Origin of the sequence: Algoriphagus sp., from assembly GCF_024305035.1 — a bacterium.
GTDB lineage: Bacteria > Bacteroidota > Bacteroidia > Cytophagales > Cyclobacteriaceae > Algoriphagus.
Genome location: NZ_JAMWZB010000002.1, coordinates 15,872 through 39,021 on the forward strand (window position 1 = coordinate 15,872; position 23,150 = coordinate 39,021).

Annotated in this window: 20 protein-coding genes; all 20 read right to left on the reverse strand. The window is 39.0% G+C overall.

Annotated elements, in window-relative coordinates:
* Positions 1-115: 115 nt before the first annotated feature.
* Complete coding sequence (locus tag Q0L00_RS01130; protein WP_297335019.1) at positions 116-994, reverse strand: toprim domain-containing protein; 879 nt, start codon at positions 992-994, stop codon at positions 116-118.
* Positions 995-2,118: 1,124 nt separating this feature from the next.
* A complete protein-coding gene (locus tag Q0L00_RS01135) occupies positions 2,119-2,964 on the reverse strand; it encodes a HipA domain-containing protein (protein ID WP_297335020.1) in 846 nt (281 codons plus the stop codon).
* 421 nt (positions 2,965-3,385) lie between these two features.
* Positions 3,386-3,658, reverse strand: a complete 273-nt coding sequence (locus Q0L00_RS01140; RefSeq protein ID WP_297335021.1) for a helix-turn-helix transcriptional regulator — start codon at positions 3,656-3,658, stop codon at positions 3,386-3,388.
* A gap of 833 nt (positions 3,659-4,491) precedes the next feature.
* A complete protein-coding gene (locus Q0L00_RS01145; protein ID WP_297335022.1) occupies positions 4,492-5,565 on the reverse strand; it encodes a DUF3137 domain-containing protein in 1,074 nt (357 codons plus the stop codon).
* On the reverse strand, positions 5,566-6,375 hold the full coding sequence (locus Q0L00_RS01150; RefSeq protein WP_297335023.1) for a DUF1266 domain-containing protein: 810 nt from the start codon (positions 6,373-6,375) through the stop codon (positions 5,566-5,568).
* Between the two features lie 3 nt (positions 6,376-6,378).
* Positions 6,379-6,945 carry a LemA family protein gene (locus Q0L00_RS01155; protein ID WP_297335024.1) on the reverse strand — a complete coding sequence of 189 codons (567 nt, stop codon included), beginning with the start codon at positions 6,943-6,945 and terminating at the stop codon, positions 6,379-6,381.
* Between the two features lie 19 nt (positions 6,946-6,964).
* Positions 6,965-7,660: a hypothetical protein gene (locus Q0L00_RS01160; protein ID WP_297335025.1), complete on the reverse strand. Its 696-nt coding sequence runs from the start codon at positions 7,658-7,660 to the stop codon at positions 6,965-6,967.
* Positions 7,661-7,686: 26 nt separating this feature from the next.
* The gene (locus tag Q0L00_RS01165; RefSeq protein WP_297335026.1) at positions 7,687-9,558 is read right to left on the reverse strand and encodes a hypothetical protein; all 1,872 of its coding nucleotides are present in this window, start codon (positions 9,556-9,558) and stop codon (positions 7,687-7,689) included.
* Between the two features lie 15 nt (positions 9,559-9,573).
* On the reverse strand, positions 9,574-10,596 hold the full coding sequence (locus Q0L00_RS01170; protein WP_297335027.1) for a hypothetical protein: 1,023 nt from the start codon (positions 10,594-10,596) through the stop codon (positions 9,574-9,576).
* 10 nt (positions 10,597-10,606) lie between these two features.
* Entirely contained in the window at positions 10,607-10,939 is a 333-nt protein-coding gene (locus Q0L00_RS01175; RefSeq protein WP_297335028.1) for a hypothetical protein, read from the reverse strand.
* 82 nt (positions 10,940-11,021) lie between these two features.
* Positions 11,022-13,013: a hypothetical protein gene (locus Q0L00_RS01180; protein WP_297335029.1), complete on the reverse strand. Its 1,992-nt coding sequence runs from the start codon at positions 13,011-13,013 to the stop codon at positions 11,022-11,024.
* Between the two features lie 39 nt (positions 13,014-13,052).
* Positions 13,053-14,108, reverse strand: coding sequence for a hypothetical protein (locus Q0L00_RS01185; RefSeq protein ID WP_297335030.1), 1,056 nt, complete (start codon positions 14,106-14,108; stop codon positions 13,053-13,055).
* Positions 14,098-15,183 (reverse strand): trypsin-like peptidase domain-containing protein, encoded by a 1,086-nt coding sequence (locus Q0L00_RS01190; RefSeq protein WP_297335031.1) that lies wholly within the window; start codon positions 15,181-15,183, stop codon positions 14,098-14,100. The genes Q0L00_RS01185 and Q0L00_RS01190 overlap by 11 nt, the downstream gene beginning before the upstream one ends.
* A 2-nt stretch (positions 15,184-15,185) precedes the next feature.
* Positions 15,186-16,391 carry a hypothetical protein gene (locus Q0L00_RS01195; RefSeq protein WP_297335032.1) on the reverse strand — a complete coding sequence of 402 codons (1,206 nt, stop codon included), beginning with the start codon at positions 16,389-16,391 and terminating at the stop codon, positions 15,186-15,188.
* A 249-nt stretch (positions 16,392-16,640) separates the two neighbouring features.
* Positions 16,641-17,207, reverse strand: coding sequence for a hypothetical protein (locus Q0L00_RS01200; RefSeq protein ID WP_297335033.1), 567 nt, complete (start codon positions 17,205-17,207; stop codon positions 16,641-16,643).
* Positions 17,208-17,224: 17 nt separating this feature from the next.
* Positions 17,225-17,446 carry a hypothetical protein gene (locus Q0L00_RS01205; RefSeq protein ID WP_091698401.1) on the reverse strand — a complete coding sequence of 74 codons (222 nt, stop codon included), beginning with the start codon at positions 17,444-17,446 and terminating at the stop codon, positions 17,225-17,227.
* Between the two features lie 212 nt (positions 17,447-17,658).
* Positions 17,659-18,396: a LytTR family DNA-binding domain-containing protein gene (locus Q0L00_RS01210; protein ID WP_297335034.1), complete on the reverse strand. Its 738-nt coding sequence runs from the start codon at positions 18,394-18,396 to the stop codon at positions 17,659-17,661.
* A complete protein-coding gene (locus tag Q0L00_RS01215) occupies positions 18,393-20,582 on the reverse strand; it encodes a tetratricopeptide repeat protein (RefSeq protein ID WP_297335035.1) in 2,190 nt (729 codons plus the stop codon). Before Q0L00_RS01215 ends, Q0L00_RS01210 begins: the two co-directional genes overlap by 4 nt.
* Before the next feature lie 227 nt (positions 20,583-20,809).
* Positions 20,810-22,297, reverse strand: a complete 1,488-nt coding sequence (locus Q0L00_RS01220; protein ID WP_297335036.1) for a hypothetical protein — start codon at positions 22,295-22,297, stop codon at positions 20,810-20,812.
* Positions 22,298-22,401: 104 nt separating this feature from the next.
* Positions 22,402-23,067, reverse strand: a complete 666-nt coding sequence (locus Q0L00_RS01225) for a hypothetical protein (RefSeq protein WP_297335037.1) — start codon at positions 23,065-23,067, stop codon at positions 22,402-22,404.
* Positions 23,068-23,150: the final 83 nt, after the last annotated feature.

The following is a 23,150-nucleotide window of genomic DNA, read 5'->3' on the forward strand; positions in this document are numbered from 1 at the left end:
TCCTTCCATCAGGGGTTGAATCTTCTTAGCCCTTCAGTTTGGCTCAGCTCCCTGACGCTGAACTAGCTTGTTCCTTACTCGAAATTTTTCCCCTCAAAGAATCGGTATGGTGGGATTAGGACCTTTCATTGATCAGTTTCTCATTGAGATCTTCATACCCGCTGTAGAAATCACTGCAATCCTTGATCAAAACATCATCTAAGTGTAGAAGCGAATCCGTTGCTTTATTGCCCGCCGAATCATTATCCAGGAAAAGTAGTACCCGCCCATAGTTCGGAAGTAAGGGTTTAATTCGATCTACAAAGGCCAAGGAATTTAAAATGATGGCATCCGAAGTATTCACTACTGATTCCTCCAAGGTTGCTAAGGACAAAAAATCAAACATTCCTTCGGTGATAATAAGCTGGCTTGAATCATTCTGAATGAATGAATAGGTCTTGGGGCTACTTGAGTTTTTAAGGTATTTATTGCGAAGTTCCCAACCGCCATCAGTATTGCGAAGTCCGACAGCATAATATTGTTTGCCCTGATAGCGATAGCTTACTTGGCTACAGTACTTTCTGGATACCCTTACTGGAATTCTTCTTGAATAGATATACCTAAGTAAGGCTGGGTGTTGCAGCGGTCCAATTTCAGTAATTTGGAGTTTCGACTCTGTGGATAAATTTTTTTTAGAAGGATTAGTTTTAGGCGTTCTAAAAGTGAAGAACTCCATATCATCCTTTAAAAAATCCAGTGCTTCTTTTTCAGAGCAGGATTTTAGCTCCATGATCAGGTCTATGGTTGTGCCTCCTTTTCCTAATCCGAAGTCATACCATAAATTCTTGGATAAAGAGACATTAAACGAGGCTTGTGTTTCTGAGCGAAAGGGACTTAGAAACCAAGCTTGTTTTTCTGAAGTCTTGGTGGGGAGGTGTCCTAATTTGGCCAATGTTTTAACAAGGCAAATCTTACGGGCGGTTTCGAAACTTAAATTTTTTTCCGGGTACTCCATTTATTCTCTTGTTTACCTTCAAATTCATCATCCGGGTAGGATAGAGGTTAGTTTGATGACCAAACAAAAATTGCCCTTGGATCCTGGCTAGTGCTGAGCGGATTACCGCATTGACTCTCTGAGGCCATCTTTTTTACAAAAAAGGAGGGGATCAAACAGGCTTTTCGCTTATACGGCCATCTTCTCTCTAAAGTAAGGAAAAATGGCAAAAAATACATGTAACCGACAGATCTCTAGGTCTTAGGGTTTTCACGAGGTCTGATGGTTTAAAATTTCCGTTTCATTTTTACGCTTAGCTGAGTTCATCCAAGTTTCGGTCAAAGCCTACCGTTGGTTGTCTGTTGATTTTTGACCGATCACCCTGACTTTGCCTAAAGTAAATGATCACTTCGAATTTTCTTAGAGGTTTGACTCGTTTTTACATCTACCCAAAAAGGTTTTGAATAGGTAGATCTTAAATAAATGAAGTAAGGTAACTTATTCAAAATCTAAGCCCTGCCCCTAATTATTCGAATGGATCAGGTGGCATAAAAATAAAAACGGGACAAAATAGAATTTTCTAATTCGTCCCGTCTAGTCGGGGTGGCAGGATTCGAACCTGAGCTTGTAATTTACGGATATACAATTGTTCGTGCTTGCTGTTTTTCTTTATGTCACCGAATAAGGCAAAATTATTTTTTAGTGATGTAACTTATTAAAATACAACAAGTTAATACATTTGCTTGTGTTTTTCAGAAATAATTTCCAAAATAATTAAAATCAGCCCCGCTTTAGAAGTTCTGTAAACCAACAGATTTTAGTTAAATAGCTTTCCAACCTTCTTATTTAGTTGAATTTCGTCGCCTAATTAAGATTGGGGTTCCTGTTTTATTTGATGTCTCACCGGCTGAAGCTGGCGAGATTTTAATCTTAATTGTAACGTGCAGATTATCAGAGGTGATTATTGTACGTTTTCTTGTACTAAATAATTTAAGTAACAGGTAATTTAGTTTATTGTCTTTTATCTACTCTTCCAAAGATTATTTTGTTTTAGAATTGTGCCTGTACAACTGTTTTCTGAATGAACTTGAATTCAAAGACTTAATTTATAAAAATGAAAGGGGTTAGTTAAATTCTAATAAAATTCAATTTTCAGCCTGACTAAAGGCCAAGGCCTTCAACTCTTGCTGAACTCTTGAAATTCCAAGACTAGTGGCTAAGTGCCGCCAGTTTCTTACAGAAGTTTTAACTGTGTTTATTATTTCCTCAGCTTCGCTTTTGTTCAATCGAAAGAATTCGTGAACGTTCATGGCCAACTCTAGGTCGAGAGAGTTGTCATTATCGGAAATATTGAGTTTCAGTCCACGGCCTGTTTCTACCGGATTGATATCATAAGCTGGAGAAAGTACCCAGCCCTCAGTAGTGAGTAAGAAGCCGTGGTTTCTTAAGTGATCATCAGTATTTGACACACAAATACTGAAAACGATTCTTCTCCAAAGCTCCTTCAGGTCATCCTTCACACGGGATCCATGTGTACTTATGAAATCTACAAGATCCAGGTAGCTTACACCTTCAGCGGCATGCTCTCCGTCATTATAACCTAGCTGTGTCATAGCAGAAGAAAAATGAATCCGCTCGCCAATATTTGTTCTATCAAATCTCCTAGTTAAAAAAGTATGTCGATCATTAGAAAATTTGCGTGCCTGTGACTCGGCCATTTCAATACCGGCATTTACCGCCATTATGTAGGTTACCATTTCCCAGGCTCCTATATCTTCATTGTCATTTTTACTGGGAAATTTTGCAATCCATAAATTTCCATTCGGATCGAGGACACTGGCTTTAGGTCTCGCTCCTCCCAACGAGGACCCTGGTGCGACTAGCATATTTAGCCAGTCCAGGTATTCAGGATCATCTATTACATCATCTTCTTCCAGTCTTAAACTTATTTGCTCAAGCTCTCGAATAGATGTCCATGGTGGGCTTGCCAATCTGTCATTATCACTTAGGAACGGTCCCTCATGATCTGTTTTGAACCGAAGCCCCCCATTCGGTGACCATCATAAACTCTTAAAAGAAAGTCTGTTTTAAATAACTTGTTTTCTTTTCTCTCAGTTAGTCGGGCTTCCGCCGCCTCTCTTCTCCGCATCAGTATTCTTCCCCATCTGTCAGGTGATGAGTCTAGGAACATTTCAAAATTAGGCTTCTCACTACTAGACAAATATTGCGGCCCATCATAAAATTGTAAGTTAGGATCAAGGATTAAGGAGACCCCAGACGCCAACCATGATTTATCATATGTAAACGAAAAAACTTATTTGCCTCTTGATTGATCCGCCATAAGAGTTCCCATTAGCTTAGGGGTACCGAGTTGGTGCCAATCGGCATATACATGTATTTCTCTTGTTGCCACTACAATTTCTTTTTGGGTGCCCTATCTTTTGTTACCATTCCTGCATCCTGTAGTTTTCTTCCCAGCTCATCGTCACTAGCCAATTTCAGGATATCCTTTTCTAGTCCTAAGACTTTGAGCACATTTAAATAGTATCCAATGCTTACACTTGATGAACCTTTTTCTATGCTATAAATAGTTCTTCGGCTTATTCCAGTCCTTTCCGCCAATTGATCTGCGCTCAACCTTCTACGAAGTCGGGCAAGCCTAATTTGCTCACCCACCTGATCCATGAGTAGCTGTAATTTTGGTAATACTATTGGTTTGCTTTTTCCCATAACTTGCAAATAGAGTAACAAATATACTATTATTTATGCATTTAATTGCCAGTTATGAATAAACTTATGATGCAGTAGTTTCTTGTATCCCTATGCAGTTACTCAAAATGAGGGTAAAGTAAGGTAGCAAGGGATTGATTCAATTTTAGACCACTAAATTTCACCCGGTCGAATAGTAGACTAGAATAGTTGACCTAAATATTATGGCTACATTTTTTTCTTCCTTGATCCTCCCTTTTTTCTCACTTGCCTCTCCGTAGGTAGGAGGGAAAAGTAAGGGAACAGGGTGGGGGTTACTAGAGAGTTCTATCCCCTTTGCCAATAGGTTGATAGATAGTTCCTCCGATTGACTGGGATCTGTATGTATTATTTACGAAATGTCAATGCCTAAGGTGAGGCTTTAAAAAGCTCGTATTGAGATGAAGCATTTCAACAACTTGGGATTAGATTTATCAGTATTGTAGTAGTCCTAATTATAGGTAAACCTGTCTTTTGATATTTTTAGCAGAGAATTTTTGAATTGTCCGGAATATCGAACAGTTTAAAACTGATTCAATTCCAAACGGTTTGGCATCAAGCGGATCAAACTTTAGAATATAGCTTTGTTAAAAACTACTCGACAATTGTGTAACAATTATTGGCAGATAGAAATACACGTATTTCTTAGAATAGGGAAGTGCTAAATTTAAAGCTCAGCTTTTCCTTGGAGTTTCAGTGGTTAAAATCCCTGCTTCTGGATAACTGAGAATCGTTAAGTTTGGATAAATGACCCTAAGGTTTAAAAAAAACTAGTGAAGTCTTAGACTGTTTTTGACTTCTAATCCTATTTCAATCTGTCTTGTCAGTTCATTCAATACCTGAATGTTTTTGAGATTTCCTGAAGGAAATGAAAACAGTCCATTTTCATTCTTCACTGCCAGGTAAAGTTCCTTATTTTGAAATGACAGATAGATGGAGTTGTCATATTTTTCTTTTAACTCCAAAATTCCCTCCATCAATGAAGTGGATAAAACATACCTTGCCTCAACCTGATCTGTACCATAAACAATAAAGTTTTCCGTAAACCTGGGGTCTTCCAGATAGATTTCCTGCTCCTCTCTGAATTTGAAACTAGACCAGCGATCTAATTTGATTCCCTGATTTCTAGATAATACCACCGTATGTCCATCGAGCTTTTTTTGGAATTTAAGCCAACAGAACATCCCACGAAATGAATAGGGGAGATTTTCTTGAAGCTTGTTTGAAACCAGATTTTTGAATACATAACGATACATTATTACTGCCAGATTCAGGAGCGGAATCTGCATTACTATATCAGTTGCTTTGTTGGACAGGTCATTCTCAATGATTCCTATGTCCGCAAGGTTGAATTCCACCTCCCTTGATCTGCTTCGCAGTTGACCGAAATTATACACAGGATTCTCGCTTTTGAGCCAAGCAAAAAGTTTACTGCTCAGGATTTCCTTTTTAGGAGGGCTGGCTCCTTGTGTAAATTCCAAACTCGGGAATAGGTTCTGAACCATGCCAGCTATGGTTTTCATTTCTTGGGTTTTGAATTTCTGAAATGCCTGGATGAAAAAAGAAGTCGAGAAATAGATCAATACCATCAATCCAGCTAAGGGCAAGATCTGTGCATACGGATTACTGGCCGATGGCTGAGCTTTTGCAAGGATATTTCCTAAAGGAAATTCTGTGCCTGGTAGAAAAAGTGGAGACATCATAAATAGCATACCAAGCAGATATATACCTGTGATTCCCCAAATGATTTTCTGATAAAAATGCGTCCTCTTTCGCTTCAACTGAATGTCTTCCAACGATGCTTGGACATCGGTAAATGTTTCCTGGAGTTGGTGCTGATCCATTTAATTAGGCCAGTTTATGGTGTTCCAGGGACTGTTTTTATCATTCAATACTTGCTTATAGATATGACAGACCTCCTGATAATAGTTGTCATATTTCCCTTTCATGTCCAAGGCAAAACCTAAGGCAAAGCTCTTTCCGAAATCCTCCCAAGAGCTAAACTTGTCTAATGCCAATTTGGTGGCAAAATCAATGACTTTCCAGGCCTCTTCCTCAGAGATGATATTACCTGTAAAGGCTATTCGGGCCTGTCCCACCAACATCCCTGCATCATATCCTGCCAGACTTAGCTCCATGTCAGAATCGAAAGAAAAAATGCCTTTTTGCTTTAAATCATTTAGAACTTCACCAGAGCTCAATAAATCAAGATATTTCTGTGCCCGCTCATTGGTACCGAATTTTTGATCCATCAATTTATTCCAATTTTCCTTTGGCTCAGCTTGGATCATTTGAAAGATAAAGTCAAAATACCAGCGTCTGCCATCTTTCATGAAATACTCCGTCAAATCCCAGTATCCGCTTGGGGAATCAATACCCCAGCCCTCCAAGTAAGGCTGAATGGTTTTTGCGTCCCTGAAAGTCAACGTATTGGTACTTGCTCCCCACCATTCAGAAATAGGGGTAAAAAGGGCTAATGAGAAAAGCCGGTCCAAACCAAGATTCTCCTCTGAAGATTTTTTGAATTTTGCCTTTTCTAAATCAGGTTTGTCGTATTCCTTTTTTCCGATATTAAAATACTTGTAAGCATAGGAGGCGATGGCCAAAGCGAGGATAATATAACCGTACCAAGGCATATTGTCGAACATTTGCATAGTTTATGAATTTAATAGTTGATTGAGATTTACTTCTTTTTGATCTGATTTTGGGATTTCCAAAAGCAGCTCTTTTTCATCCTTTCTGATGTCTGCGATCAGGTTGGAGGGAAATAGCTGAATTTGATTGTTGTATCGAGTGACCGAGGCATTATAGGCTCTTCGGGCTGCAGAGATTTGATCCTCCATTTCACTGACCTCATATTGAAGATGAAGGAATTGCTTGTCCGCTTTAAGCTCCGGATAATTTTCAATCGCGATATTCAGTCCGCCTAAAACCTTTGTCATTTGGTTTGACGCTTCAATTTTCTCTTTTTCGTCAATTGCCTGTTCTACCTGGGATCTGAGTTCGGTAACTTTTAGCAGAATCTCTTTCTCATGTTCCATGTGTTTTTTGACCATGGCGGCCAAGTTGGGAAGTAGATCAAATCTCTTTTTCAGATAGATCTCAATACTCCCATAAGCTTGGGCAACCTGATTCTTTTTGACAATGATTTTGTTGTTGATGATCACAATAATTATTGCCGTCAAGGCTGCTAGGACTAATAAAACTATAATGCTTGTATTCATATCTTAATTAGTATAATGGTCAAATGTGTAGATTCTGAAATAGCCATTGAAAGGGTTTTTTTAATGATTTGATGGTTTGTAATTGAAGCAGTTCGAATTTTATGATTTGCTTGTCAGATGTTTGTTCGTTGGTTTCCGCGTCGCTTTCAATGCTGATGGTGGTCAAAGTACCCTTTTGGAAATCGACCTGATAGGATGTTTCATCCCCGGATATTCTTTGAGTAGTACTTTCCACATAGCTGACCAATTCGAATGCTTGATTTTGGTATATAAATCGATATTCATGAGAGGACCATGATGTACATTCCCTGCATTCCCAGATGTAAAAGTTTAATTGGAGTATCCCATTTGGAAGAATCTGCAGTCCTTTAAAAGGGTCATCCATTGCAGGGGTGCTCCGATTGATGATGAAGGTATTGGATTGCAGTACTTTTTTAAGTTTTTCATTCCTTTTTCCAAAGTATATTCCTAAAACTCTGGGATTGGTGTTTAGGGTATCGCTCTCAAAGCCATCATTGTACTCAATTGTCTCTTGTATAGGGCTTTGAATTGCAAAGACTACATCTGCAAGTCCATCTCCATTCAGATCTCCTCTGGCTTCGGATAATAGTTGCCAACCCATTGGAATTACTTCTTCTATATTTTCCCCTTTTGCAGTCAATTCGGGATAGTTGGATTCGCTTTGTGCATAGAGCCCATGGGCCAGGAGAAACATCCATATTATGTGAGTCTTTGGATAAGTCATGGGGTATTTGTCTTTAAAATCAATTGCCCGCCTTGGTAAGCAAAAATGGCATTGGGGACTTGGATACTGGATTCTTCCCCAGGATTCAAAGTCAATTGGTCAGATTTTATGGAGAAAACAAGGCTGTTTCCTGTCTCCTGGATATCTACCAAATCAGTCAGAAATTTTCCTTCCTCATTCCCTTCTATAGCTAGGGTTCCTATGTGTTTTATGGTGCTTTTTTCAAGGATAAAAACTTCCCCACCAGAAGGATATTCAAAAGCTTTTTGGCATATAATAATAGTTTTATCAGAGGTTTTGGCTCGATAAAAATGAGGTTCAAAGAGATATAGATCTCCAAAACCAAGTGATTGAAAAACGATGTCATTTTCCGAATCCAGCATAAGTAACCTATCGCCCCGATCAAATTGGTTTTCATTGGTTGAGGTATAGAGGGAGTCCTTTTCGGAGGTATAATTGCCTGTTATGATTTTTTGCCCATTTAATTCATAGGCTTGATCTACCTCGAATTGGTCAATTTGGAAGTTTGTCAGCTTCCTGGGGTGGATTTGTGAATAAGATTTGGTATTAAGGCTTTCCTCTACCTGGCTGTAGGTTGTGCCATCAAACTTTAGAATTGAGTTTTTAATGTGAAAGGAATTTTCCGTTTGGCACTCCTCATCCTCATCTTTGTAATCCTTTGATTCTGTGATTCTATTATAGACCAAAAGATCAAAGTAGCCCTCGGTTTTATGGGTGCCTAGAAATACTATTTTTTCTTCGCTTACAAATTCCCCCTCACAATCACCGTCCCATTCTCCTCCAAAATCTTTAATGGAGTAATTGGAAAGAAATTTTTCAAGGGTATCACCTGATTTTATGAATAGGGACCAGGTTTGGTTGGAATAGGGGTTTACTCTAGACATCCCTAAATACTCGACCTGTATTCCATAAGCTTTTGTTTCCTCCGAAAGGGGATACAGCGCCGTGTCGATGATAATGTCCTGCATTTCAATGGCATCAGAGACCCATTGATTGGATTGATGACTTTCAAAAAAATTATGGGTTATTTTTCCTGTGCGTATATCGGCAATTAAAATATGGCTGTTGAGCTCGAAAAACTGTTCTCCTTCATCGATCACTTCGGGGATGACTAGGAACGCTTCATTTGGATTATCAGGGAAAACCCTTGTCTTAAGCATAGCAGTTTTTGTCTGTACCCAATCCAACTCAAGGCCGGTTAAAACCTCATCAATCAGATTAAAATCTGTAAAGAATTCGTTCAAGTTTAGAGTATTTACTTTTTCTATGGTGCCATTCCATCGGATTTCATATTCGATTTGCTCGACTTCTTTGGTATTGCCCCATAATATTCTGTTGACCGTAAGTAAGTTTTCACTGATTCGCGAAACAACCTGTGACATACCTTCGGCGATTTCATCATAGGAAACCAGTTCATGGTCAATGATATCCCCCTCAGCAGTGTAGTTGATAAGAATGCTTTCCATTTCATGCTCATTTTTTAATAGCGTGACAACAACAGAATGAAAGCCATCCCGAATCGGAAGGGTGTACATGTCGATAGCCCTGACTTTTTGATCTTCAAAATTTCTCTCAGGATACACCTGATTTAAGTTCAAAGCCCTTGTATCGATTTGGGCATACTCGCTTTCATCGGTGAAACTGTCAAAGTTGGTTCGCTCTAATTGAGGTAGCTTTTTGGTTTTGCAGGAATTAATCGTTTTAAGAAAATCGGTTGCTACACCTGTGGGAATAGTCTCCTTGGCTCGGTCAATTAATTCAATAGCTCCCGTAGTGCTTTTGTCTTTTTGGGTGCCGGAATCGCAGGAAAAGATGAGTAAAGACAAGGTAAAGTAGAATGTTTTCATAGGGAGTGTGCCGCTTTATCTAAGGTCATTATTGGGCTCATGATCAGGATTCAAATCAATTTCACTTTCAACTAAATCTGATTTTTTGGAATCGGCTAGCATGATATGATCTTGACCATATTCAAACAGGTCGGTCTGTGACCAGGACCTGGATTTTGATTCTCGGAAATTGATTTCGGTAATTATAGATTGGACAGTTATTGTATTATTGGATTCATCCTTTTGAATAAGAATTTCATCAAAAGTGCTTTGAATGGTTGCCGAATTGGGAATAATGGGACAGCTTTTTAGTTTATCTAACGCCATAGTGTCTTTGGAAAACCACTTTCTTAAAAAGGCCAGTTGGGTGTCCGAACATTGATAATCCAAATTCAGGGCAGTTACAATTTGGCAGAAAAGCGCTCGGTTTCCTGCTGAATCATAACCCCATTCACATTCGTTTCCGATATCAAATGCGATGTAGCCCAAAGCTACTCTTTCTGGTGGGCTGATGTTTTGAAGGTAGGATTGGTTGATGACCATTTTACTGACAATGGCCTTGACCGATTCATCATAGCGATCCTCTCGGGTTAAAAATTGAATAAGTAGGTTTCCGGAACGTATCTTTTTTGCATCCAGCACCCGTTGCACCACATTCACAACCTCTTCGTCCCCGGCCATGCGGATGCTGTCCATTTTCCATTCAATAAGGATCAGGTCTCCCGGCATGAAATTGTATTCCTGATTTTCTATCCAGTCCCAATGGTAAACGAATGATAGTTTTTTCCCGTTTTTTTGCCCAATTAGATTCCGATAATCAAAGTCATCGTTGTAGTCTATAAATTCAATGGTGTCGGTCTGGATTTTGGCAAAAGGTCTGGAATCGTACAGAAGGATTTTGCTGTCAAGATGATTTTGGCCTTGTTGGGTTTCTAAAGTATCGCGTTTTTCTTCTTCCGTTTTCCTTTCAAGGATTTCAGGTTCATCTGCGGTTTTCAAATCGCCTCTGTGGGGACAGGCAGAAAGAGTAAGTAAAAATAGGATCAGCTGGTATTTCATTATTCTTCTGTTAAATGACATCGATTACTTTTTCGAGGATATAATGAACACTAGCTACTACTACAGTAATCGTCAATAAGGTGAGCAGCTGTATGGTTGTTTTTTTGGGATTGTTTTTTAAATTTTTCCGGAGATAAAAGACATCCAAAAGGATAAAACAGGAGGCGATAGCCACGCCGATCCAAACCCCAACGTGGAACAGCCCTACATCATAAAATAAATGCAATAGATACCACATGCCTTCTTTGGAGATATCATTGGGTCCTAAAACGAGCCTCATATATCCAATACCCAAAAGCAGGGAAAGGAACATCCAAATGAAGTAGGTCAATATGAGTTTCAAGAAGCGCATCGTTATTGCCTTAATTTATTTTTTATTTGGTACAAAGGGTTTCTCTTTCAGCTTTCTCTGGCATCTCTTTAAGCTATTTAATAAAATGGCTGTCCTTGAGGTTTAATCCTTGTTTTACATCACATATATTGAGAAAAGCATCTTTTTGATTACTACTTTGGGTTCTGTAAACTGTATGGGTCAAAATCCAACTATTGTCTTCAAAGCTTATGGGATGATAGGCTTCCAAAACTCCTCTATCAGGAAATGCTGTTTTAATTACAAAACCGCCTTGCCCGGGTTGGACATCAACAATTTGATTGCCTCCATCCTCTGAAAAATTGATGGTTTTAAGGACAAACTCATACGCATCACCATTTTTTAAAAAGAGATAAAGTTCATCTCCTTGGTAAGAAGCCGCACTCACTAATTTATCCAAAATGTGATCTTGATTTAAGTCGATGTCCCTGATGAAGTAATGTTCCCTATTCTCAAAATCAGCTAACTCATAGCTTATGGGTTTTTCGTAGTCTATAGGGGCCGGATTTTCCTTGTCATCATACCATCCCGATTCGAATAGCTCTTCCAGTATTTCTTTTTTTGCAGAACTGAGATGGGAGGAAAAATCAGCGTCAAACTGGGGATGAGGTCCATCGAAGAGGAAAAAAAGAACTGATTTGGCCTTCTTGGATGGTAATTCATCAATGAGAGGATAGCTATTATTGCGCTTGATGTATTCCATTGCAGAATTCTGAAAGTAATTCACCCCATCTTCTTGCCAAACCCCATTCGCTGCTATGCCTATTAATTTTGATTCAAATTTCCGGTATTTGTCCTGCGGCAGTAAATCAAAGAAGTACACGATGTATTCATAGCTTTCTTCGTATAGTGGGTTGGCTTGGTTACTTTTAGTATTCCCTCCGAAATACGCCATGAATTGCTGAAAGTCTGCCGGAAATTGTTTTAGAAACTGAGTTTCGTTTTTGGTTTTATAGGCTTCTATTAGCTTTTCAATAGCCAAAGTCTGATTTGAAATGGTATATTCTAGCTTTCCGCTTTGATTTACCCTGAGTAGGATTGTTTCATGGCTCAGGGTATCAATGGTTTCCTCCCTGTTTTGAAGGACTGGTCCCCATAGTACTTTGTGAAATGAAATAGAGGAATCTGTGTTGAGCTCGTACGCAATAGTTACACTTTTTCCCTGGTCAAAATCCATGGCTTTCCCCACATAAAAGAAGTCAATGGCCTTGAAATCCTGGTCATGGGTGTAAAGAAAATAATCGGTATGGTAATCTGTACGTTGCAACAGACTCAGGATGCCGGCTCTGTCATGGGAAAGTGGAATCCTTTGCGCAAAGAAATTTCCTATGGAATCAAATTCGTTTAAAATTTCAGGATAATACTTAGCTACAGCTTCAGTATCCAGTACACCATGAAAAGGGAATTTGATGGCGTAATTCGTTTTTTGGGTTAAATCCAAAAGGTTCTGGGTCGCTATGTGAACGGAATTAAGATCTTCCAGCTTATCCACCTTGACATGTTCTCCCTCTTTGAAAAAGTTGATTTCACCACAGACTAAGGAGTTGTCCCGGGGACAGGGTTCATAGTAAAATTCGGCCAGGCGATAGTCTTGGTACATGCCCAGTTCTTCACTGACAAAACCGCCTAAATCCTCTTCATGATCTATAAAATAACCGGTTCCGGCCTCACCTAAAAAGCCAAAGGTCATTCCCCCCAACTCATAAAAGTAGATGGCTTTTTCTCCGGTATAAGAAAGTGGTTTACCCGTTTTATATTCCGAGCTCAGATGTTCCTTTATTTTTTCTTTGATGGCATCTTCCACTACCGAGTAATCCTTGTCAGGATATTTAACCAGATACAGATTGGGGTAAACCTCTGACTGGATAAACCGCATGTTTTTAAAAAAGAAGTGATGGATACCCATTCCTATTCCACTGGCTACCAAAATGATCAGCAATCCCTGAATTCTCCTTTGACTTTTTAAGGTCCATCTGAATAACCTAATGCCCAGTAAAAGCAGAAGAATTAATAGAATAATCAGGATGACTATAATCAGTATGAACACAAGTTTGGTCTTTATATTTTTTTAATTGATCCCTGTTTCCTATTGATCCACAGAGGTTTTATCTATATGAATTGTGTACAGTGGTTTTTCAGCATAATCTGAATCTTCATGAAGGATCCTGATGAGATAAGCCCCTTCCTTTAGCTCATTCCGGTATTGGTCATAAAAACCTGCGTTATTTTTCAGGTATTCGTTGATAGTAAGATATTCTTGGTTTTTAAGTACTGAAAATTTATAATCTTTTCCCGGAGTATTCGATTTGATTTGAATCAAAACATTCATATCTGATTCCAAATCCAACAGGAAAAATGAGGCATCAGCGTAGAAAGCATCTGTGATGGAAGAATAGGATATGGCATCAGTATCCAGGGCATTGGCGTAATAAATGGGTTCTACAAAATTGTAAATCCTGAATTCACCAGAGTTACACTGGTCCTGAATACTATACAGACCTCCCTGAAACCTGAAGGCTAAGTCAACTCTTTGTTCCAGAAAACTTCTTTCAAATAGGATTTGGGTAGGGTAGGGACTGAGGTACCAATTTTCGCCTGCCCCCAAAGGATTGTCCTCATAGAGTTCCTGGTACAATTTCTTTCTGCCGATTTCAATAGGATAGACACCTGCAATTACCTCAAACTCATTGCTGTTTTTTTTCTCCGACTCTTGCTGCAGTTCTTGTTGGGAGGCCCCTTCATAGAGGTAGAATTGATTGGTAAATGCTCCGTTTTTTCTAAAAACCAGGTTTTGAATGCCCTGACTACTCCCCAGACCAAAGTGGATGAACTTTCCTTTATGAACTCTATATATCGGTCTAAGATCGCTGGATTGATCCGTACATCCGATGCATTCCGATTCAAGCAAGCGCTCAGGAGCTCCCAGGGAGTTTTTCCAATTCTTGAGAATCAAGATTTCATCTTCTTTCAAAAAATCGGAAATAGAAGTGTTCCCATTTTTATTTTTGAATTCAGTAAAAGGATACTCGATCTGATTGAGGTAGTTGAATATTTGGGATTCTTCCCCAGTTGCTTTAACCGAAATACAAGAGCTGGATAAAACCAGAAAACTAAGCAATAGAGTAGGGGTCTTAGGTCTCATGTTGTTTGCTGAATTTTGACATGTTCGCTCCAAAATCACCCACGAACCTATTGTCCAGTTCATCTGCTTTTTCAGCCAATTGGGCCAGATTTTTAATCACCTGATCCTCGTAGTCGGAATACAGATCGCTGATATGAACCCTATAGGAAAGGAAAATCTGATTTTCGGAGATGGACAAACGGTGTTCTCCGGTATCCGTTCGAATGATGTATTCGTAAATTTCAGCTAGGTTTTTCCTTGGGAGCTTATTCAGAGGAGAGGTGGCAAATAGGTAATTGTTGTCATAGACAAACATTCTTATTTCAGCACTTCCTAAGTGAAATTTCCAGTATTCGCAGCCTGTCCTGGCCAAAACCGGATCAATCCCCAGAGTTTGAATTGCTTTTTCAACTTTCACACTGAAATCGGAGGAAAGGCTTTCTTGGAAAAGACTCTCTTCAATATCATTCCCACAGTTGGGACAATAGGATGTTTTTTCCTGAATTAAGGAATTACAGGAAGGACAGCCGACGGTGAGCTCGTCTAAAAGTTGGTCAATGATATCAAGCTCTTCTCGGATTGTATCTATTGGAATCGCAAAGCCCATATTGTCAGCATCAGAAAATTTAGCGGTAACGATTCCAAGCAATTCACCCTTTTCATTGATCACTGGCCCGCCGCTATTTCCGGGGTTGATGGCTGCATCTGTTTGAATGTAATCACTACTGCCGATGGCTTGTTTGGGATTGGAAACCGTTCCTTCAGTCACGGTATAGGGCATGCCATAGGGGAATCCCAATACCAATAGTTTGTCCCTTGTAGAAACTGTAGTGGCATGATGGGTAGTGACTGTTTGTATAGGGATGGGAAGACTTTCCGCTTTTAAAAAAGCGATGTCTTTACCAGGGTTTGCGTAGATGACTTTTGCTAAATACCTGTTTTTTAACCCATCTTCAAGACTGACTGATAAACTTCCTGAAACCACATGGAAATTGGTAATAATCACCTTGTCCTGAGCGCTGTAAAAACCTGTTCCTGAGCCAAAGGCGGTATTTATTTTATATACTGAATTTTCTAAATTTTGAATGGTGTTCATTTTCAATAAGTCTTAAAGTTTGCCATCATCTGTTGAATTGCTGCCATGGATTCTTGCATTTGGGTCCCCATGATTTTTGATAAGTCCATGCCGAATTCCTGGCCGAAAAGTGAATCTTCCATGATGGATTCCATCCCGCTCATCAAGATTGGAGCCGCCTGGTTCCATTCCATTTGGCTTGCTTGTGCCAAAGCATCCGTGATGGGTTTACTGATGGATTCATTTACCAAATTGTAATAGAATAGATTGTAGAAGCAGGACTGCATGAGGTTGCAGGCGTCCTCAAACTGGCGGTTGGAGATTTTATCCACTGCATCCTGGTAACTGTCCTCCCAATTTTCTCTGATATTCTCTATTTTGCTGCTGTATTTGTGAGGGACGAACGTTTCTACTTGATACAGATCGGAAAGAAACTTTTCCTTGGGATGGTTTATTAACACTTCAAGACTTGATTTCCCGTTTTGTAGCCTGGTCTGAAACTGTATTCTTCGATCCTGGATTCTATCCACCGCTTTTTCGATAAGAGTTCTGAAATAGCCCTGAGGTTCGGAGTAAAACTCCAGCTTTTTAAAAGTGATGCTAAGCGTGTACCAAGCATTGTTTGCCTGTCGCTTTTCCATGTAATAGTTAAACCGCTCTAGGCCTTCTGAAAGAATTGCCTGACAATTGTCATAAGCCTGCTCTTTTAAATTATCCGGGAAAGGAGAGACGGTTGGTTCCTGAAGGTGGGCTGCACCGAATTTTTCAATTAATTCATCGTCATAGCTGTCGGCGTACAAACAGATTTCACGTAAAACTCCATAAATTTTATAAGGTTCACATAGCTGGATAGGACAAGAAAAAGTGAAAAAGACCCGATCTCCCTCCAAAGTCAAGTTGGCCAAATAGAGGGGGTACATCCGCAATTCCGCCAGACGTCTCATCAAGGGCACTTTCTTGGAATCTTCTATAGTTAAAAAGGGGCATTTGATGATCAGTTCTGTCTCCGTTTGGGAAATGAATAGCACCACAGACCCATGCGCTATTTCATAGGTGTTTTCCTTTTTCTTCGTTCTCAGAGTACTGTCGATGTAGTCCAAAAGTGTTGGGAGGACTAATTCATATTGTCTATTGTTAAATAAGGCTATTGATTCATCCCATTTCTCATCCTGTTTTGTTGAGGCCTTTTTGGGATTGATGGGAGGGAAGTAGCTTAGGTTATTATTCATGGTATTCGTTTTGGTTGGGTTTGCAGTGAACTCTGGCTTTTTGAAAAATAGGGTCACCAATTCAGCGATGATTATTGGAAAGGTTTCCTGATTTAGAATGCTATGTATATCCGCTTTTCTACCAGTAAAGAGGTAAAAGCAATGTCGGATATATTAAACTTAACAAATGAGGCTGCTAGTCTTCGGTCTTCCGTCCAGATAAGCAAAGAATTTAAGGCTACAGACATTATTGTAGATAATCATTTTAGGTTAATAATCCATAGAAATGAAATTCCCGTTTAGATCATACCTAGAGGTGAAGGTGGTTCCTCCGTTTTCCGGCTGAAGTAGGACTAGGTATTCAATCTTTGACCGCACTCCATCTTTGGGGATTTTCACTAGTGCCATATGAAAAGAAGGGCTAGGGATCTCCTTTTCTTCCTCTAATTTCTCTTTGGATTTTTCTACCAGACCACCCAGTTTGCCCAGGTCGATCGGATCACCCAATTGGAACATGAAGTCGGAAGCATTCATGTTTTCTGGTACTTCCAAAGTGATGTCGGAGGTTTGTGTCCAACTGTCATTGGATTGTGTCCATTGTCCCATTTTTAGAGAAAATGGATCATCTGTGACCGTCACTGAGATGATGTTTCCAACTGATTTATTATGTGTGATTGTTAAATCGGTAAAGTATGCATCGGCTCCAAATTGGTCTTTCAGAGCTTCTTCTATGGCCAGGAAGCCATCTTCATTTGCTTCTTGATTGCTCGCGCCACTACCGCAAGAAATCAGAAATGTCAGCAAAAGGAATAGACAAGGGGTATGAAGGCTTTTCATTTTTTTGTGGTTAAAGATTAGTTTTCAATTTCTTCAGTATCCCTGCCGTAGATGTAGAACAGTGCCCCACCAATGACAATCAGTAGAATCCGAATGATCCAGCCCATTCCACTTCCCCAGATATCAATCCAGGCCAATAGCCTAATATTGTAATTGAAAATTGAGAGAAGCATTGAAATGATTCCCATAGCAGCTAACAATAGTCCGCCTTGGCCAAGTTTTGATTTGATGTCTTCCATTTGTTTGATCTATTAAATTTTTTAAAAAACGTGCTCAAGGTTTGTTGTTCCTTGAACTCCTGAAATCTTAAGATCAATTTTGGAATTTTTTAGTGCTGGTGAAATAGCCAGTCTATATCCGTAATGCCTAACTGTATATTAGTAAAAAGTTGACTGCATTTCGTTTTATTGAAAATTGGGTAAAAAGGTGTTTTGGTAAGTAAGAAGAGATTTTAGTGCCTGTTGAATTCTAAAAAAGTAGTCAAAAAAGCATCTTTTTTTCGGAAGGAAACGGGGATTTGCTTCCCGTTTTTTAAATAAATGGTCCCTGATTTGTCGTATTTGTCAATGAACTTCAGGTTTACCATAAAGGACTGATGCGGTCTTGTGAAATGGGCTTTTACAAGTTGTTCCTCATAACTTTTGATGGGTTTGGAAGCTATGTGTTTTTTTCCGTTTGATAAATGAAAAGTGGTATATCCTTTATCGGACTCGCAATACAATAATTCGGATAGGTCAATTACCTGAAAACTGTCACTTAAAGAAAGTACAAGCGTGGAATCATCTTGATACCACACTTTTTTTGTTTGGTTGATCTGCTCTTTTTGTTGAACCGAACTTTTGCTCTGCACTTTTTTCAATGCGATCTGAAGCTCCTCCGGATCCACTGGCTTCATCAGATAATCTACAGCTCCGATTTTCAAGGCTTTGAGTGCGAATTCTTCATAAGCTGTTATAAAGATGACCTTGAAATCCAGATGTTCGGTTTGATCCAAAAAATCAAAGCCTGTACCATCGGATAAATTGATGTCCAAAAATACCAGCCCAGGCTTGCAGGCATTGGCGACGATCACTGCCTCTTTGACAGATTCACATTCACCGATGACATGGATCTCAGCGCTTACGGAGTGGAGCAAATTGATCAGGCCTTTTCTGATGTAGGCCTTGTCTTCAATAACCAGTGCATTCATGATTCTTGGCTTTGTTTAAAAGGGATAGTCAAAGTCACTAGGGTTCCTTTTTCATTGAATTTAGATCTATCGACTATGCTTATTTCCCCTTTCATTTTAAGATCCTTGGATAGTATTTTTAGCCGCTCTGAAGTGATTGTGGTGGCCAGAGATTTTTTTGTTTTTGATCGATTTTCTGTGTGAGAATCTATTCCTATTCCGTTGTCAGAGATGGTACAGATAAGTTGTCCCTGTTTCATTCTAAGAGATATATCAATCTTGTTTTCCCCGGGTTGCCCGTTGAATGCATGTTCAATCGCATTTTCCACAAATGGCTGAATTAGCATAGGAGGGATTTTTATTGCTATTGGATCAATTTGATTAGCTACATGAATTGAAAAGCAGAATTGATTGTCTTCCAGATTATGGAGAGAAAGATAATTCTCCATTGCAGTGATTTCCTTGGAGAGCAAAACCAGTTTATCTCTGGAGTTTTCCAATATAATTCGCAGGAGTTTAGAAAATTTAGACAGGTAGTTCACTGATTTTCCTTCCTCTTTATTAAGGATCATCCCTTGGAGTACGGAGAGAGAATTGAAAATAAAATGAGGGGTCATCTGGGAGCGAAGCAGTTTTTGCTCCACGATGACATTTTTGGTTTTGGATTTTTCGTTTTTCAGTTTTTCTATAAAAATCAATGTTCCTAATGCGATGGAAATCAATAGAATACCAATGATGGCCCAGAGGTAATTTTGCCTTGTTTTTGCCAGATCCTGCGAGGTGTCCAAAACGGTTTTTGTCAGCTTCAGTTCTCTGATATTGGCAGAATCGAGTTCCAACTTGTATTTATACTCGTATTCCAGTTGGGCTATTTTTTCTATGTTTTCCTTATTAAAAAGGCTGTCGTCCAGTAGTTTATATTGCTTATGGTTTTTGAGCGCTTCTTTATAATTTCCCGTTGCTTCATAAATTAAGGAAAGCATTTCTGAGGCTTCTTTTTGATGGTTTAAGAACCCGGATGTTGTGGAGATTTCATAGGCTTTCAGCGCCTTGGACAGCGCCGGCTCATACTTTTTTTGTTTTGTAAAAATTCTCGACTGTCCGATATAAGCTCCGGATAATGTCTCTACGCTTTCAATGTCCCAACTGATTTTTTCTGATTCGGAGAAGTAGGAAATTGCATTTTCAAGGTCATTAAGTTTCAGATAAGTCCCTCCGATATTATTTAGAATAAAAGGGATTTCACCGCTTGCATCTATTTGTTTACTTATTTCTAAAGCCTCAAAATAGGTTTGAAGAGCTTTATCAAACGCCTTCTTTTCCTCGTAGATGGTTCCTAATCCGTTCAGGGTATTGGCTACTCCTTGTTTACTGTTGATCCGTGCATAGATTCCCAATGAGCTTTCAAAGTTTTCTATAGCTCTATCAAAGTTTTTCTGAATCTTATAGATCGCTGCTATATTCCCAAGGTTATGAGCCATACTGATACTGTCCCCCAGTAACTCATTTTTATATAAAGATTTTTTGAAATGCTCTTGGGCGAGGGGATAATTACCTAGCTTCCTATAGACGTTGCCCAAATTGTTCAGACTATAGGAAATCCGTTGTTCATTTTGATTTGCTTCAGCTATGGAAAGCGCTTTATTCAAATTAGAAATGGCTTCATCAAATTCACCTAGTACCTCATAAGCAGTTCCTAAATTTAAGAGGCTTGCTGAAAGATTATCGCTTTCGATTTCTTCTTCAATTTCAATTGCTTTTTTAAAATTTTCAATGGCATCCCTGAGCTTGCCTTTATTTCTAAAAGTGATACCCATGGCATTGTAACTGTTTGCTATTCCCTTTTTGAAATTGATGCTTTTATACAGTTTTTGTGCTTGAAGGTAATAACGCAAAGCTTGATCATAATTGGATTGAATAGCTTCTGTTATTCCTTTGATGTATATGCTTCTTGCCTTTCCTTTTTTAAATCCGATTGCATCGGCCAACTCCTCGGATTCACTCAAATATTCCAGTGATTTTGGAATGTCTCTGCTGAAAAAGGAGAATGCAAGGTCATTGAGAAGGTTGACCCGAATGGTGTCTTGATCTGTGTGTAGGTCTAACTCTGATTGTAAGCTATCAAGGACTGGGTTTTGCCCAAATGCACTTGTCCAAACTAGGTTGGTGAGCAAAAAACCAAGAATAATCCTAAAAGTATAGCACATGGTATTATTATAAATGATTAGAGGCAATCCAAAATTGGAGGATGGTAATAAGCCTTGTTCCTATGCTCATTAAACTCGTTTTTGATTTTAGTGAGCTTCTAATCTCGGCCAAAATAATTGATTTATTCTCTTTTCGATAGAATTGGATCAGATTTCTGGATAGGATTCATCTTTAAAAAGAAATCTCAAAGACTTGAATGAAAATTCGTAATTGTTATTTGACTGGTTCATTCCTTGAGATTTTTTATGCTGTTTTCTAGTTCTTCAAATGGAATTATCGTTTTCACCCCATAGTCCGAAACTGGCCAGGATTGGATGATCGTTTGAACCTCTAATCCCAAATCCTGAATAGCATTATAGAGTCCGATTTGTCGCGGGCTTACATTTTTAGGATCTCCCTCCATGGGTATCCAAACCAAATCATCTTCAAACAGAAGTTTTTCCTTTGGTAAATAGTAAATCAGGTAGTCGATTGTGTGTTTCGATTTTTCACCGATCAGGTAGATGTCCATGGAGTAATCACCATCTGAAATTCTCAAGCTGTTCTGTATTAATTCCATTTGAAGAGATCTAGAATGTAGCGATAGCCTGTCAGGTTTGACAGTTCTTTTGGCATTGACGATATAAGAGAGGTATTCCTGATTATGCTTAGAGACTATGATCTGAGCGCCTTCCTGGACAAAGGGCCTAACTCCGCCCAAATAGTGAGGGTGGTAGTGACCAAAAACAAAGTATTTGATCGGTTTATCAGGTGCTAATTTTTTTGCTTCTGCAATGATTAATTCCCCGTTTTCACTAGTCAAAGGGGATTCTGCAACCAATAGAAAATCAGAGAACTCCACAATCATAGCACGATCATCGGTATGGCCCAACTCCACCAGATGAATATGCTCGTTATAGGAAGAAGTAGAAACAGAAGGGACTTTTGGATCCTCATCGGCTAATTTGTAGCCAGAGGGCCTTTCCAATAATTTCGGGCTTGAGTCCGTAAATTTTGCATGAATGATATCCACATGGTCCAGGAGCTTTCCATTGATTTTTTTGATCGCTATATGTTTGGCGATATAGAATTCTCCAATTTGAAAATAATCTGAATAGGTGTATTCGGTTTCCACATCTCCAAACAGTTCGTCATGACTCAAGGTCTGGATTTTGGAAATCAGAAATGTTCCTTTGTCTATATAGAGCTTAACGGTAGTATGGTTGATTTGAACGCTATAAATAGCGCATTTTTCTTCAAGGCGTTCAATAGGGGTATGGTGTTCTTTTAGGTAGCTCAAAAGTCTATGAGGTATGTATCTCGCGGTGAGATAAATCTGTTCTTGGAAGTGGAGTTTGGTGAGCAGTTCCAGCTGCTCCTTTCCATAGTTTTGTTGAAGGAAATCCTGTTCACTCAGGACTGTTTTTGACAGGTAGCGATCCTGATTTGATCTTATAGTATCTATTTTACTAAAGTTAGTTGCATTGCTCCAAATTTCTCCCGAGGAGGAGAAATGGGTTTGTTGCCACGGGGCAAAGCTGTGGAGTAGTTGGTTGGAACTTTCCTGAAATTCGAAGTTCAAAATCTTGGTTTCCAAAGGTTCAGATTGTTTATGCCAAGATTCCTTTAGAAAATCTGTTTGAGAAAAAGAAAGGAGGGAAGTAAAGGTAAAAGCCAACAAAGTAATTATGGCCTTTAGTTTTTTATGCCCTGACTGATTTTTATAATGCTTCATAATAGGCTTTGATTTCATTTAAGATGGCATAGACTGCTTTATCGTTTTTTTCCATTTCCCTCCGTTTCCAAAATGTATAGGTCCAATATTTTCTATGTAGATTTTCAGAGTTGGCTTTTGGCTTTCTTAAATATGGCTTCAAAATAAGCTTCCCTGTTAGGTTGTGACTCGATTACCTGATGAGCTTGAAGGATATCCGATATTACTTCCTTAAAGACTTTATCATAAAGACTCTTGGGAATTCTTTGAAAAATCTCCCATTTGAATTTTTCAAAAGTTTGGCGAAGGAGAACTGGGTTCCGGTATTTATTTAAGGATACTCGTATGAGCTTTTCGGAGAGGGAGGCATCTTTGTTAAACAGTCGATTCAGGAATGAATAATTCCAAGAAAAATTGTCATAATCGATTGAAAAACCTATGAACGCCTTGATTAAGCCCAATTCCCCAAAGTCCTTTTCAATTAAATCAATTACCCTATTTGAATAGAGTGGATCCAGATCCTCATGGCTGTTGAACTGCACGATCATCCCGGTTACATCCCTATAATCTGACTCGCTTAGTTCCGTGAATTGATAGCCAATAAAATCATTGTTTTGGATTTCATAAATTTCATCTTCAATGGCAGTCTTCTGATATTTATTGAGGATTTCTTTGATAGGATCATACCCCTGATTCTGTTCGATGAACTGTAAGGATTTGAGAGAATAGTAATAGGCAAAACCAAGGAAAGAAAGTCCTATTACTACCGAGATAATGGCCGTCTTTTTCATACTAATTCTGGTAATGGTTTTGGATATCGTTTAGGATTCGGATTATCTCCTGCTCATTTTGTTCAGTAAATCGCCTGTCCCAA